Here is a 13,465-nt window from a genome sequence, read left to right as displayed (position 1 = left end):
CAAACTTAATCACAGCAGGATTTCGCTACGGATCACAGCCGCGTCAAACGGTTGGAACACAGGGAAGGCAAAAGCATTACTATGTAGGCAGCCAAAAGTTCTCACCCGCGGAGATGGAAATGACCAGCCTGGATATGCTGTTTAAACCCAAATCAATCGCCGTTATCGGTGCTTCAGATACTGCCGGGCGTTCCGGCAATGTCATTATTCGCAACCTTCAGGCCAGTGGTTTTCACGGCCCAATAATGCCGGTAACGCCCAAGTATCAGGCCGTCGCTGGCATACTGGCATATCCCACCATTGAAGCCTTGCCGTTGGTGCCTGATTTAGCGGTTCTTTGCACCCATGCCAGCCGCAACAGTGAACTTATCCGCCAGCTTGGTGAGAAAGGCGTGAAACTTGCCATCATCCTTTCTGCGGGGATGAAAAAGATTGATGCGCCGGATGGACGTTCAGAATTCGAAGTCATGCGGGAAATCGCCTCCCGGTATGAAATGCGGGTAATCGGCCCTAACAGTCTAGGGCTTATTCTGCCCTGGCTGAACCTGAACGCTTCGTTTTCGCCTATCGCCGCCAACCGGGGAAATATTGCATTTGTTTCCCAGTCTGCTGCAGTATGCACCACGATTCTGGACTGGGCACAAAACCGCCGAATTGGCTTTTCTACTTTTATTTCTCTGGGTGAAGCCAGCGACATCGATTTCCCAGAACTGCTCGACTATCTCGCCCGCGAAAGCAAAACCGACGCCATTCTTCTCTACATTGACAATATTCAGGATGCCCGCGCTTTTATTTCTGCAGCTCGTGCCGCTTCGCGAAACCGCCGAGTCTTGGTGCTAAAAAGTGGCAGGACACCAGAGGGAGCATCGGTACTTCCCCACCTGAATGAAGAAGTACAAGGGCTCGACAGCGCTTACGACGCAGCAATCCGACGCTCTGGTATGCTTCGGGTACGAACAACCCACGAGTTATTCGCGGCCGTAGAAACCCTTTCCCACTCAGTACCGCTTCGGGGTGAACGTCTGGCTATCATTTCAAACGGTGGCGGCCCAGCAGTAATGGCCGTAGATATGCTGTTGGAAATGGGCGGCAAGCTTGCGGTACTGAGCGAAGAAACCATTGAGAAACTGAACAGAGTATTACCGGTCAGTTGGTCACATGGCAACCCTGTCGATATTGTGGGTGACGCTGACATTGATCGTTACAAAAAGGCGACAGAGATTTTGCTTGAAAGCGATGAGGCAGATGCCCTGCTTATCCTCCATTCTCCTTCTGTGACTGCGCCGGGATTGAAAACCGCGAAAGCGATGACGGATATGTTGAAAAACAATCCCCGCGCAAAACGCTTTAATATCCTGACGAACTGGCAAGGCGAAAGTGATGACGCCACAGTCGCGCGTCTGGCCTTTGCCCATGCTGGTTTTCCGGCCTACCGCACGCCGGAAAGTGCCGTCACCGCCTACATGCACCTTGTAGAGTACAGACGAAACCAGAAACAACTGATGGAAACGCCAACCTCGATTGGCCAGATTGATTACGACGTAGAAGGCGGCAAAGCGCTTATCCAGCAAGCGCTTGACCAGGATATTCTGGCACTGACGACCCATGAAGCCCGCCCGTTTCTATCAAAATACGGCATCAATGTGATGGCCACCTGGCTGGCAGCTGACGCGGCAGAAGCCGCGCAGATCACAGAGCAGGTGGGCTACCCCGTAGCGGTAAAGTTGCGTTCGCCGGATATTGCCCATAAATCGGATGTTAACGGCGTTATGCTTGATTTAAACAACGCGGTGGAAGTGGCCAATGCAGCGCAATTGATGCTGAACCGGGTGTCGGTGACTTACCCAACAGCCAGGATTGAAGGATTACAGATCCAGGCCATGGCAAACCGTGCTGGTTCGCAGGAACTGCGGGTATGTGTAAGGCACGATCCGGTCTTTGGTCCAGTAATCCTGATTGGTGAAGGCGGATCAGAATGGGATGTTAACCGCGATGCAGCTGTTGCCATTCCTCCCCTGAACATGGCGCTGGCGCGCTACATGGTGATTAGCGCCATTAAATCCGGCAAATTGCGCCAGCGAGGCCACCCATACAACTTCGATATTAACGCGCTTTGCCATTTCTTGGTGACACTGTCACAGATTGTTATTGATTTTCCTGAAATCACTGACTTGGATATCCATCCACTGCTGGTCAGCGGCGACAGCTTTACTGTGCTCGATGCGTCAATCAAGCTGTCACCCTTCGAAGGTGATGCCAATACTCGACTGGCAATCCGCCCTTATCCAAAAGAGTTGGAAGAAAAAGCAACGCTTAAAGACGGGCGTTCAGTCTTGCTGCGCCCTATCCTTCCTGAAGATGAACCCACACATAAATCCTTTATTGAACACGTGTCCGATGAAGATTTGTACAAGCGCTTTTTCTCTGACGTCGGTGAGATGAACCACGAAGCACTGGCGAACCTGACCCAGATTGATTACGACCGCGAAATGGCATTTGTCGCTGTTTGCCTAAATGAGCAAGGTGAACAAGAGATCCTTGGCGTGGTGCGCGCATTGGCAAACCCAGAGCATACCGATGCAGAGTTTGCCGTATTAGTGCGCTCTGATCTAAAAGGTATGGGCCTTGGCCGGATACTCATGGATAAAGTGATTAACTATGGCAAGCTGAGCGGCTTGAAACGCATCAACGGTATGACGATGCCATCCAATACCGGGATGATTGGGCTAGCACGCAAAGTCGGTTTTAGTATTGATGTTCAGTTGCAGGACGGCATTGTCGAAATGGATCTTTTTTTGTAAAAGATTGAATTGGCGAACACAAAGAAAGCAGCGTCGGCTGCTTTCTTTTTACCTTTTCAGGTAGGTTTTACGTTTTCAGCTAAAAGTGTAATCCACCACAATGATGTCTTCGATGTGAGGAACAAACACTTCCTTCAATGCATCATGTTCTGGGTGAAAAAGGTAGCATTGACGCGCATCCTCGTCGCTGAAAGTCATCACAACCACATGGGTAAATCCCTGATTCTTGCCTTCAGGGCTGTCATTTTCGCCCCATTCAACCGCCTGAACACCGTCAACACGCTCAGTCATGGATTCAAATTCTTCGCGGATCTCTTCCAAATCGGCTTCATTGCACGACGGTTTAAATTTTACCAACAATACATGTCTGATCATCACGCTACTCCTTTATCCACCAGCATTATCCCACCTTGGGGGTTGGTTCCGGCTGAATCACTTTCAGTACTTTAGGAATTTCACGGATCAGCCAGCTTTTGGCATTTCCCATCCGGTTACGTTTCCAGGCAATTACCCACAGCAACTTGTAGGTATCGCTGCCTTCTATCACTTTCAGGCGACCTTCTTCAATGTCCTTTTCAACCCACCAAACCGGCATAGTGCCAATACCGTAGCCATCCAAAATGGCGTGGTATTTCTCAGCCATTGAACTGACCGTTAACCGTGGCTGCTCATCAAGGATATTGAATGTACAGGTTTTGGCATTTCTAGCTGTATCGGCGACAGAAACACTGCGGTACAAACGACGGACATCTTGATCAAAAGGGTTCTTGTGCTTATGGATTGGATGGTCGACCGCCGCTACCCAATAGCCGTCGGTATAGCCCAGCTCTTGAATTTTTACGCCCTGCGGCGCCGATGGTGGCTCCGGGCTAATAAGAATATCGGCGCGATCTTCTAGCAGCGCTTCCCATGCGCCTGCCAGGATCTCTTCTTGCAGACGAAAACGGGTGCTGGATTTCTCTGCAAGTCTGTCCACCAGCGGGAAAAAATATCTCGCTGGAAGCAACCCGTCGTAAGCGAGCGTAATATCCAGCTCCCAGCCGTGTGCCAAAGATTTGGCATCGGCGATCAGCTCGTCGGCGGCATTGATAAGGGCGCGCCCGCGCTCAAGCAAGAGTTTCCCTGCGTCTGTAAATACAGCTTTGTGGCCTGAGCGGTCAAAAATAACCAGATCAAGCTCCTGCTCCAGCTTCTGCACCTGATAGCTCAATGAAGAAGGTGCACGGTTAAGTGCGTCAGCTGCGGCGGCAAAACTGCCTTTTCGGTCAATGGCATCCAGTACCTGAAGCGCCTCAAAAGATAGCATTGCGCGTTCTTTCCTTGTTCGGTGTGTGACGATCCAATGTGTCACAATCATATGAAAGTTAACAGGATATTTTTGTCAGTTGGCTGTGCTATTCCATGGACAATTGGCAAAGCTCACCCCAACGCCCTGAAAATACTTTCTTTTTTTAGAAAACGTGACAAATACACCGCAATCCTTTCGCTATCTGACTTACGCTTAACATTGAGGTGGCTATGAAGTTAGAACGCATTGAAATATCAGGATTCAGGGGCATTCGGCGCCTCTCTCTCACCTTCGACGAGTTGACCGTACTCATCGGTGAAAATGCATGGGGTAAAAGCTCTTTGCTGGATGTGCTGGCGCTTTGCCTGCCATCTTCAGGCGAGAGTTATGAATTCGAGCGCAGTGATTTTCACATCAATTACACCCTCGGTAATGCCCAAACGAACCAGATCCAAATTATCCTTCGCTGGGTGGAAAGCTATTACGGCGAGCACAGGGCAAGACGATACCGGCAGTTTAACCAGGCGTGGAACAACACTGATGAACTGGGGTTGAGACGGCTGGATTTCCATATCAACTCCCTGTTCGTTGATAACAAGGTAACGACCACGCGCGGATTTTTGGATGAAACCGGGGAGATTGCCCAGATTGAAAACAGTGAAGAACTCGCCACTGCACTAGCGAGACTTCACCCGATTGTCCGTATGCAGGATGCAAGGCGTCTGCGAGATACGGAACTGGTGATGAACGGCAATGCCACACGTTTGGAAAAGCGACTCGAAAATACAGTACGCCGCCTGCAACAAAAGCCAGGACACGTGAACAAAGGTGAACTCAAAAGTGGGCTTCGTGCTATGCGCACCCTGCTCGATCACTACTTTGCCTTTAACAAGCACAACCGGTCGCCGGCAGAAATTGAGCCATCCCGGCACCTGAATATGCGCGCTAGCTATGTGCACCCGCTAGAGCTTGTTGCCAATAACACATCAAATCACAGTCGCCTTCTACTGATGGGGCTCTTGAGTACGTTTGTGCGTGCCCGTGGCCCCAAACAACTGAAAGCCAATGCGCGCCCTATCGTGATATTTGAAGACCCGGAAAGCCGCCTGCATCCGACCTTACTCAACCAAGCGTGGCGGCTGATCAATCTAATGCCAATGCAGAAGATCCTCACCACCAACAGCGGCGATCTGCTCTCTGCCGTGCCGCTGACCAGCATACGTCGTCTGGAGCGTCATGCTTCCCAGACTGAAGCGCATCAAATTCCGCATAACCGGCTAAGCAAAGATGAAGAGCGCAGGGTTTCTTTCCATGTCCGCTTCCATCGTCCCAGCGCGCTGTTTGCCCGTTGCTGGCTATTGGTTGAAGGGGAAACGGAGGTTTGGCTGTTCAACGAACTGGCGCGTATCCAGGGGTACGATCTCGCAGCGGAAGGTGTCCACCTGATTGAGTTTGCACAAAGTGGTCTAAAGCCTTTGATCAAGCTTGCACAGGCGCTGGGCATTGATTGGCATGTCATTACCGACGGTGACATGGCTGGGCAGAAATACGCCCAAACCGCCCGGGCAAGGCTAAATGGGGAAAAAGAGAGTCACCGTCTGACAGTGCTGCCTGACAAGGATATCGAGCATTTTCTTTTTAGCCATGGCTATGAACCCCTTTTCCGGCAAATGGCGCACATTGAACAGACTACGCACATTGCCCCGAAAAAAATTATTGCCAAAGCATTGAAGAAATTTGCCAAGCCGGATGCTGCACTGGCGATAATCGAATATACGGAACAGCATCTCGACAGAGACATCCCGTTGCTGTTGCGGTGGGTATTACAAAGGGTGATCAGCATGGCGCGAGGTGCAGATTAATTTTTTCAAATCATACATTTAATGGCGTTTTTCGAAGAAAATCGAAATACGACCTACTTCAACACCAAACTTGCTCATCGACGTCAGGTTAAAAGCGCGGCGTTCATCCTGCCGGAACAACCAGTCATCCAATTTCAGATCGTAATTGTCATCACCAACGGCGACGTTGAGGGTATAAATCCAATTCAGCGCATTTCCTTCTTCTCTTCCTTTCGCAATGCCCACAACATCCCCGGCAGTACCTTGATAAGTCCCGTCTGGTAAACGCTCTATCGTCCAGATACGGGTCTGGTTTTCCCCGTCGGCAAACAGAAACTGCTCATCCAGCACCAACGTATTTCCTTCCACTGTTCCCACAATGTCGACCTCAAAACGCCGGGTTTGCTTGCCGGTATAATCCTGCACCATGCCCCATGCCTTGATATTCCCGGCGAAGTACTCGAACAAATTAAATTTGGGTTCTGCTTGGCGGTAGTCCTCCAAAGATGCAGAGCAAGAAGACAAAAACAATACACTTAATAGAACCAAAACACGTTTAATCACTCAGGTTTCCTCCCGATGAGTGCCAGACGAAGTGAAGGATATGACGTGGATGGTGAAAGCCAAATCGCAGAAAAGGCCTTCGCCAAAGCTGGGGTACTTAAAGTGCCGGATAAAGATGGCGCGCCTAATCTTGGCTGGTAATAGAACTGGCCTGCGTTGCTCTGTAAAACATAAATCAGACGATCCCCTTTGCTGACGTTGGGCCAGACACCGGTCATTTCGGGTAGCCAGTCCGCAATTTGCTGTTTTGAGTACCCAAGGTGCTCCCATTGATCGACAGTCGCATCAAGCAGATCCTCGGCATCGATATTCCGCCGATAAGTGATCACGAGTGCCAAAGGCGCGTTGAATTTATCGTTGTATTGCCCGCTTGGGGTGCGTAATTCGCTGTCATAGATAGTCCAGAAGCCCCAAGTCAGAGTGGCGCTGCCTACCTTTTTCCAATCCGTCCAGTTTGAGGCGTCGGTATTGGGCTCTGCACTGCCTGTTTGATGCCAGCTAAGCGCGAGCAACAAAATCAGGTTAATCAGTGCTCTCGCTGTTCTGACGCTGTATCGCGTTGCCGGGAAGACCATACGCTCTCCTTTTTCGCAAAGCGGTGTAGCACAAACAATATAAACGCGCTGTAACTGAACCACGCCAGGAACAGCACTGTGAGGATCGCGGGCAAAGAATAATTAAATGTCACTGCACCAAGCCGTTCGCCTGCAAGGTAGCTGGCAGCCCCACCCACAGCGCCAACAAGTGCGACGACAGTCACTGGTTTACTTATCAGCAGGCTTCTGAGTGACACAACGTAGGCAGAGAACCCAACCCACAGAAGACAAAACCACAATGGCAGATGGTGGGCACCAAACTCCAGAAAACCCAACAACGAAAGGAGTGAATCCCCAGCAATACCGACAAGCGCTATCAACAACACCACTGCAATGCCTTTGCGTTCGACGATAAAGGCAACCAAAAGCGCGAGTACCAGATATGGCAAAGCGGCGTGCTGCCCCAACACGGCTAACAACCAAAAGAGGTTGAATGCGACGGATATCAGAACAACACGCATTTCCTGCCCCTAGCCCGTTTACTTTCGCCAGTCAGGTCGGCTCAGTACCAATTGCACCGTGCTGATGGTGCGCTCAAGAAAACCGCCTTCGCAGTAACAGAAGTAATAACGCCACAAACGGGCAAACCGATCATCGTAACCGAGTGCAGCCAGCTCAGTGAGGTTGTCGGCAAAGCGCTGGTGCCAGTCATTCAGGGTTTTCGCATAATCCAAGCCAATGTCTTTGAGATCTCGCACAACGAGATCACTGTCAAGAGTGAAGCGATCAAGGAGTACGCTGACAGAAGGCAGGAAACCGCCCGGGAAAATGTGCTTTTGGATAAAATCGACGTTGTTGCTGTAATGATGGTAACGCTGGTCAGCAATAGTGATGGCCTGAATGGCCATTAAGCCGTCTGGCTTAAGCAGTGACTGGCATTTTTTGATGTAGGTGGAAAGAAACTCTTTGCCGACCGCCTCGATCATCTCGATAGAAACGAGCTTGTCATATTCCCCCTCCAAATCCCGGTAATCCTTCTTAAGCAGCGTGATACGATCACCCAAGCCTTCCTGCTCTACCCGTGACTTGGCCCATTCAAACTGCTCGTTGGATATGGTTGTTGTTGTCACCCGGCATCCATAGTGTTTAGCTGCATGGATTGCCATGCCACCCCAGCCTGTTCCAATTTCCAGTAAATGGTCATCGGGTGAGAGCCGTAACTCTTGGCAAAGTCTGTCCATTTTCTGGAATTGTGCTTTTTCCAGTGAATCTGACGAGTTTTCATAAATGCCGGCAGAATAGAGCATTTCTTCATCGAGAAAACGTTCGTACAGGGCGTTGCCCAAATCATAATGCGCTGAAATATTGTCACGCGCCTTTTGCGGAGTATTGCGGTTCTTCCAATGTGCAATTTTGTTGCCAAGCGATGCCAGCCAGCCCACTTTGCTTTCAAGCCTGTCGAGTGCATTGAGGTTACGGCATACAGCACGGATCACCGCCGTCAGGTCAGGCGAATCCCACCAGCCATCGACGTAGGCTTCTGCTGCGGCAATACTGCCACCACCCAGCACCCGCTGATAAAACCCCGGGTGTCGAACGATAATTTCCGCATGTAAGTCAGACGAGGCATCACCCAATTGAAAGGTTTCACCGTCAAAATCGACCAGGGTCAGTGCTGCCCGCTCGATATGCCCGAAGGTTTTTAACAACAAACTTCTGGCAAACGTATCACGTCGGGTTACGTTCCAAGGCGTTGATTGAATATCACCAGAATACATAGTCACTCCTTTGCCTGTGCAGGATGGCCGTAGAATGGGGCGCCTTTTAGCCAAAGCTTCAGCGCTTGCCAGTAAATCGACGCCACCACCTTGATGGTCATCACGGGCGTTTTTGCGATTAATTTAGTCAGTTCTTTTGAGGTAAACGGCCTTCTGGTCATTGCCAGCGTGGCATCAAATTCCCGCGTTTCCCGGTGCGTTTCCAAATGGACAAACGCGGTTTTATCTAAAGGACGAAGCTTCCAGACATATCGCTGGTCAATGGGGTTGAACGGCGAAACGTGGAATGCTTTCTGGTTTTCCCAACGCCGACCGGCGGGTACTGCGTAATAATGGCGCTCATTCCATGGCGTATTGCTTACTTCCGCGAGGATATAGCGCCAATGCCCGTCGCTATCGTACACGTAGTAGAAATTTACGGGGCTGAAGTAAATGCCCAAATACCGCAGGTGGCACAGGGCCAATACTTTGCCTTCCAATCGTTCACCGGTCAGGGTGAACACTTTGTCGAGCACGGCTTGGCGGGTATCCTCACGCCCTTCCATGTAGTCTTTACGGTAGAACGATGCCAGAGACCATTTGCGGGTCGAAAAACGTTTCACTGTTTTAGCCAGATGATCCACTTCATCCAAATCGATCAGCGGCATAAACATGGGATAGGAAAAGGCATGCTCTACCGGGGAGTGCCTGCGGTGACGGACAGTGCCAACAAACAGGCCACTCTTCGATTGCCGGGGAATATCGCCGTTCACGATGCACTCCGTAGCGGCAACGGTGCCGCTTCGATACCCGCTACGACATCCAGCGCACTGCGCACACCGTCTTCGTGGAAACCGTTGTACCAGTAAGCCCCACAGAACCAGGTGTTGTTGTCACCGTTGATTTCATCACGGTGTTTCTGGGCTTCAATGCACTTCTGGTCAAACACCGGGTGAGCATATACAAATTTGCGCAGGATCTTTGTCGGATCAATATCGTCGGTCTGGTTAAGGGTGACGCAGAAAGTCTCCGGTGAATCAATGCCTTGCAGGATATTCATGTTGTACGTCAGTGCAGCAGGACGGGATTCGCGACCAAGTGGTCTGCCGAGGTGGTAGTTCCAGCTCGCCCACGCCGCTTTTCGCTTCGGCAGCATGCTGCTGTCAGTGTGCAGCACGACGTCGTTTTCCTGGTAGCCAATGTCACCCAGTATCGTTTTCTCTAATTTTGTAGCGTCTGCAAGCAGCGCCAGCGCTTGATCGCTGTGACAGGCAAACACAACCTGATCAAAACGCTCTTCACCTTTCTCGGTATGAACTACAACATGGTCTTTGAAGCGGGCAACATACTGGATTCTGGCATTGAGTCGGACGGCGTCTTCAAATGCCGGTACCATCTTTCTGACGTACTCACGTGAACCGCCCGGTATTACATACCATTGCGGACGGTTCGCGACTTCTAGCAAGCCATGGTTAGCGAAAAATCGCAGGAAAAACTTCAGTGGAAACGCGCGCATGTCTGACAGGGTTGAAGACCAAATCGCCGCGCCCATTGGCAAAATGTAGTTCTGACAAAAATATTCACTGAATTTGCGGCGCGATAAAAAGTCACCTAGCGTCTGCTCGATTAACGGATCGCCGTGAGTGGCAATCGTGTATGCCTCCCTCGCCTCACGGTTAAAACGGAGGATCTCTCCGATAAATTTGTAGAATGCCGGGTTAAGGACGTTTCGCTTTTGCGCAAACAGTGACAGCAGGTTGTGGCCGTTGTATTCGAGCCCGTTTTCATCATTGCGGACACTGAAGCTCATTTGTGTCTCTTGCGCACCAACACCTATATCTGCCATCAAGCGCTGGAAGTTGGGATAGGTTCTGTCGTTGAACACAATAAAGCCTGTATCGATGGCGTACTTGCCGCTCGCAACTTCTACGTCCACTGTTGCCGTGTGTCCGCCCACATAATCGTTGGCCTCGAACAAAGTGATGTCGTGGTCTTTATGCAAATAGTGGGCGCATGTCAGGCCCGAAATGCCTGAACCAATAATCGCGATTTTCATCATGCTTTCCTTGTTAGTTTTTTAACCAGCGCGAGTTGCAACGCTATTGGCATAGACGAGATAAATTTGAGGAAGTAACTGAACTTCTTTGGAAAATGCACTTCCGCCTTTTTCTTTTCCAGCCCTTGTCTTATCGCCAGAGACGCTTCATCAGGCGAGATCAGCATGGGCATTTCAAAATCGTTTTTATCGGTAAGCGGCGTTTTGACAAAACCAGGAGAAACAAGCGATACCGTGACACCGCGATGTGCAAGGTCAACGGAAAGCGAGCGGGCAAGGTAAGCCACAGCCGCTTTCGATGCGCCATATGCCTCAGCCCGAGGCAAACCCAGATAGGCTGCTGTTGACCCCATTAGCGCAAGGTGCGTGCCTTCAGAAAAATTGTCCTGCAACGCCTGGATGCAATTCAGCATGCCGAAGAGATTGATGTCGAATACACGGCGAAACAGGGAAACATCTATCTTGCCGTGGTCAATATATTCGCAAGAGCCAGCGTTTAAGATGATCAGATCCAGATGGTCACCTACCTGTGCCAAAGCAGCGCGGGTGGCATTTTCATCGGTAGCATCAAAGGACAAAACTGTGACGTTGTCACGCCCTTCTCTCAACGCTTCAAGCACTGTGGCATTCCTGCCACAGGCAATAACGTGCCACCCGCCAGCCGCATAGTCGTTGGCTAACTGCAACCCAATACCTGAGGTCGCCCCTGTGATCAGAACCCGTTTCATTTACCCAGCCTCTTTTTGATCATTCGCACGGCAGGCCCGACTACGGGTAGCGCTTCGTAAAGCATTTCACCTAGGTCAAAATAATCCCGGTGTTTAACAACACGCCCTTCTTTGAGTTCGAGCCTTGTACAGCCCTCGACAGCACGTTCACTACCTCCCGCTAGCTTGGGATGTGACAATCGCATCGTCCAACTAATAAAAGCCACGTCGCCATTGATGACGTGATCATGGATATCAAAGCGGCAGTCGGTGACGTTGGTGTACATCGTCTCGAAATAACGGGCAAGGTTGTCATACCCTTCAATGCGGTGAGCAGGATCTTCAAACACCACGTTTTTGGCGTAAATTGTGTCTAATGAATGCAGATTGTCTTTGCGCAAAGAACGGTAGACGTCGAGAAACTTTTCTAAAGTTTCGCTCTCTGGCATCGCGGCAGTTTGCATCATGGTTCAACCCTTTGTGTGCTTTGATAACGCTTCGCTGTTTCGAACATGGCAATGGCTTTTTCCCGCGCCAGTTTGTGGTCAACAATCGGTCGGGGATAAGCAAGGTCAACGCCGTTTTTGTCTGCCCATTCATGAGGGGCATGAAGTGCTTTTTCTGGCACTGACTCCAGCTCTTTCAACCATCTACGGATAAAGCGGGTGTTCGGATCAAACTTTTTGCTCTGGGCAGTCGGGTTGAAAACGCGAAAATAAGGTTGGGCATCGGTGCCTACAGAAGCAGACCACTGCCAGCCACCGTTATTCGCTGCAAAATCGCCGTCGATAAGTTTGCTCATAAAGTAGTACTCACCCCAGCGCCAATCGATGTGCAGGTCTTTTACCAAAAAACTCGCCACGATCATTCTCAGACGGTTGTGCATCCAGCCTGTTTCATTCAACTGACGCATCGCGGCATCCACAATTGGAAAGCCGGTTTTACCCTGCTTCCAACGCTGGAATTGCAGCTCATCGCGGTTCCATTCAATCGTGTCTGTCCACTCCTGGAAGCTGTTGCCCTTACTGATTGCCGGGTAGGCGGCAACGATATGCTGGTAGAACTCGCGCCAAACCAGTTCTGACAGCCAGATATGGCCGCCGCCACTGTCTTTGTCCAGACATTGCGGCGATTCAACCATCAGTCTCGCCATACATTGACGGGGCGAAATTGCGCCAATAGCCAGATAAGGGGAAAGCTGACTGGTTGCAGGAATCGCAGGAAAGTCCCTTGAAGCGTCATATTGCTCAACCCGGTAGCGGCAAAAATCCCGCAGCCTCTGGATAATGGCACTGTCATCTACCGGCCAACTGACAGAGTCACGGAGTGGATAGCGAAATTCAATGGGGGCTCTGTTGCGGAGCAATGCCTGCGTGGTGCTGTCAGTCTGAACGGGTTCTGGTGCACCAATTGGTGAAACGTTGATGGCACGAGCTTCCTGCAACCATGCTTTCTTGAATGGTGTGAACACGCGGTATGTGTTTCCGGCGCCGTTGGTGATTGAACCAGGTGCGAAAATACATTTGTAGTCAAAACTGTGAAGCACGGTACTGGTCAGGCTCAAGAGACCCGCTATCGAATTATCTCGGTCAATCTCGTCAATTTCGTAGTCTCGGGTGCAGTAGATATCTGATATCTGGTACTGCTGGCAAAGCTGTACCAAAGACGGGTTAATATCCCTGAATGCATCCACAGAGCGGAACAGCAAAGGGATATTCAACTTCTCCAACTCTTGCTGGAGTATCAATAAGCGACGCTGAATGAGATCAGCCTGCATAGGTGCAAGACCGTGCGCTTTCCATTGCTGCGGTGTTTCGTAGTACACCGCCATCACAGGTTCACCGCTTAGGCACGCTTCATATAGTGCGATATTGTCTTTTATCCGCAGGTCTCTCCGGAACCAAACCAGTTTCAT

Annotated in this window: 13 protein-coding genes; 2 read left to right on the top strand and 11 right to left on the bottom strand. The window is 50.6% G+C overall.

Annotated features, from left to right (window positions below):
* Positions 1–119: 119 nt before the first annotated feature.
* Positions 120–2,801, top strand: a complete 2,682-nt coding sequence (locus KU854_RS01650) for a bifunctional acetate--CoA ligase family protein/GNAT family N-acetyltransferase (protein ID WP_218356743.1) — start codon at positions 120–122, stop codon at positions 2,799–2,801.
* A 75-nt stretch (positions 2,802–2,876) separates the two neighbouring features.
* Here the strand turns inward: KU854_RS01650 and KU854_RS01645 are convergent, their stop codons facing one another.
* Complete coding sequence (locus tag KU854_RS01645) at positions 2,877–3,176, bottom strand: Dabb family protein (RefSeq protein ID WP_218356742.1); 300 nt, start codon at positions 3,174–3,176, stop codon at positions 2,877–2,879.
* A 25-nt stretch (positions 3,177–3,201) separates the two neighbouring features.
* Positions 3,202–4,107: a LysR family transcriptional regulator gene (locus KU854_RS01640; protein ID WP_218356741.1), complete on the bottom strand. Its 906-nt coding sequence runs from the start codon at positions 4,105–4,107 to the stop codon at positions 3,202–3,204.
* Positions 4,108–4,319: 212 nt separating this feature from the next.
* Between KU854_RS01640 and KU854_RS01635 the strand changes: the two genes are divergently transcribed.
* Positions 4,320–5,951 carry a DUF2813 domain-containing protein gene (locus KU854_RS01635; protein ID WP_218356740.1) on the top strand — a complete coding sequence of 544 codons (1,632 nt, stop codon included), beginning with the start codon at positions 4,320–4,322 and terminating at the stop codon, positions 5,949–5,951.
* Positions 5,952–5,969: 18 nt separating this feature from the next.
* Here the strand turns inward: KU854_RS01635 and KU854_RS01630 are convergent, their stop codons facing one another.
* From KU854_RS01630 to phrB, 9 genes are read right to left on the bottom strand one after another with little or no spacing between them, the layout of a single operon-like run.
* A complete protein-coding gene (locus KU854_RS01630; protein ID WP_336245217.1) occupies positions 5,970–6,494 on the bottom strand; it encodes a DUF3833 domain-containing protein in 525 nt (174 codons plus the stop codon).
* Positions 6,491–7,069 (bottom strand): hypothetical protein, encoded by a 579-nt coding sequence (locus KU854_RS01625; RefSeq protein ID WP_255555326.1) that lies wholly within the window; start codon positions 7,067–7,069, stop codon positions 6,491–6,493. Before KU854_RS01625 ends, KU854_RS01630 begins: the two co-directional genes overlap by 4 nt.
* Positions 7,021–7,551, bottom strand: coding sequence for a DUF2878 domain-containing protein (locus KU854_RS01620; protein WP_218356739.1), 531 nt, complete (start codon positions 7,549–7,551; stop codon positions 7,021–7,023). The genes KU854_RS01625 and KU854_RS01620 overlap by 49 nt, the downstream gene beginning before the upstream one ends.
* An 18-nt stretch (positions 7,552–7,569) precedes the next feature.
* The gene (locus KU854_RS01615) at positions 7,570–8,808 is read right to left on the bottom strand and encodes an SAM-dependent methyltransferase (protein WP_218356738.1); all 1,239 of its coding nucleotides are present in this window, start codon (positions 8,806–8,808) and stop codon (positions 7,570–7,572) included.
* A gap of 2 nt (positions 8,809–8,810) precedes the next feature.
* Positions 8,811–9,548, bottom strand: a complete 738-nt coding sequence (locus KU854_RS01610) for a DUF1365 domain-containing protein (RefSeq protein ID WP_218356873.1) — start codon at positions 9,546–9,548, stop codon at positions 8,811–8,813.
* 8 nt (positions 9,549–9,556) lie between these two features.
* On the bottom strand, positions 9,557–10,843 hold the full coding sequence (locus KU854_RS01605) for an NAD(P)/FAD-dependent oxidoreductase (protein ID WP_218356737.1): 1,287 nt from the start codon (positions 10,841–10,843) through the stop codon (positions 9,557–9,559).
* Entirely contained in the window at positions 10,843–11,571 is a 729-nt protein-coding gene (locus KU854_RS01600; RefSeq protein WP_218356736.1) for an SDR family NAD(P)-dependent oxidoreductase, read from the bottom strand. The genes KU854_RS01605 and KU854_RS01600 overlap by 1 nt, the downstream gene beginning before the upstream one ends.
* Positions 11,568–12,017 carry a nuclear transport factor 2 family protein gene (locus KU854_RS01595; protein ID WP_218356735.1) on the bottom strand — a complete coding sequence of 150 codons (450 nt, stop codon included), beginning with the start codon at positions 12,015–12,017 and terminating at the stop codon, positions 11,568–11,570. The genes KU854_RS01600 and KU854_RS01595 overlap by 4 nt, the downstream gene beginning before the upstream one ends.
* Positions 12,014–13,465, bottom strand: coding sequence for a deoxyribodipyrimidine photo-lyase (gene phrB / locus KU854_RS01590; RefSeq protein ID WP_218356734.1), 1,452 nt, complete (start codon positions 13,463–13,465; stop codon positions 12,014–12,016). The genes KU854_RS01595 and phrB overlap by 4 nt, the downstream gene beginning before the upstream one ends.

Source organism: Enterovibrio paralichthyis (assembly GCF_019209835.1).
Classification (GTDB): Bacteria; Pseudomonadota; Gammaproteobacteria; order Enterobacterales; family Vibrionaceae; genus Enterovibrio; species Enterovibrio paralichthyis.
Note: the sequence above shows the minus strand (reverse complement) of the source record. Positions and strands in the feature narration are given on the sequence as shown.

What these genes read in the sequence shown, in the direction of transcription:
- KU854_RS01645 (WP_218356742.1), bottom strand. Translation starts at nt 3,176, where the DNA reads ATGATCAGACATGTATTGTTGGTAAAATTTAAACCGTCGTGCAATGAA.
- KU854_RS01600 (WP_218356736.1), bottom strand. Translation starts at nt 11,571, where the DNA reads ATGAAACGGGTTCTGATCACAGGGGCGACCTCAGGTATTGGGTTGCAG.
- KU854_RS01595 (WP_218356735.1), bottom strand. Translation starts at nt 12,017, where the DNA reads ATGATGCAAACTGCCGCGATGCCAGAGAGCGAAACTTTAGAAAAGTTT.
- KU854_RS01635 (WP_218356740.1), top strand. Translation starts at nt 4,320, where the DNA reads ATGAAGTTAGAACGCATTGAAATATCAGGATTCAGGGGCATTCGGCGC.
- KU854_RS01640 (WP_218356741.1), bottom strand. Translation starts at nt 4,107, where the DNA reads ATGCTATCTTTTGAGGCGCTTCAGGTACTGGATGCCATTGACCGAAAA.
- KU854_RS01605 (WP_218356737.1), bottom strand. Translation starts at nt 10,843, where the DNA reads ATGAAAATCGCGATTATTGGTTCAGGCATTTCGGGCCTGACATGCGCC.
- KU854_RS01650 (WP_218356743.1), top strand. Translation starts at nt 120, where the DNA reads ATGACCAGCCTGGATATGCTGTTTAAACCCAAATCAATCGCCGTTATC.
- KU854_RS01625 (WP_255555326.1), bottom strand. Translation starts at nt 7,069, where the DNA reads ATGGTCTTCCCGGCAACGCGATACAGCGTCAGAACAGCGAGAGCACTG.
- phrB (WP_218356734.1), bottom strand. Translation starts at nt 13,465, where the DNA reads ATGAAACTGGTTTGGTTCCGGAGAGACCTGCGGATAAAAGACAATATC.
- KU854_RS01615 (WP_218356738.1), bottom strand. Translation starts at nt 8,808, where the DNA reads ATGTATTCTGGTGATATTCAATCAACGCCTTGGAACGTAACCCGACGT.
- KU854_RS01620 (WP_218356739.1), bottom strand. Translation starts at nt 7,551, where the DNA reads ATGCGTGTTGTTCTGATATCCGTCGCATTCAACCTCTTTTGGTTGTTA.